The sequence below is a fragment of the Flavobacterium xizangense genome (assembly GCF_054075145.1).
The window spans coordinates 1-288 of record NZ_JBSIPG010000058.1 but is presented as its reverse complement, the minus strand read 5'-3'; the positions used below and the strand labels follow the sequence as shown (position 1 = coordinate 288).

Below are 288 nucleotides of genomic sequence, written 5' to 3'. Positions count from 1 at the left end.
ATGCACCAACAATAGATCCTGCTCCGACAACTTGTTTTACAGGAACTGCAAGTGTAACCATTACGGGTACTGTATATGGAGGAACGGCTTTATATGGTATTGATGGAGTTTATAGTACAAATCCAACAAAAACAATAACAGCCCCTGGATCTTATGTTTTAAGTATTAAAGACGATAATGGTTGTGAGGAAAAAACAACATTAGTTGTTAATGATCAGTTGGTACTTACAGTTACACCAAACAAAGATGCTACTTGTTCTGCAGTTCCGCCTTTCACAACAGCGGATG

1 protein-coding gene is annotated in these 288 nt (G+C 38.2%); it reads left to right on the top strand.

What is annotated here, in order from left to right; translation table 11 throughout:
• A partial coding sequence (locus ACWA1B_RS22505; protein ID WP_456910819.1) for a hypothetical protein occupies positions 1 to 288 on the top strand: 288 nt, incomplete at both ends.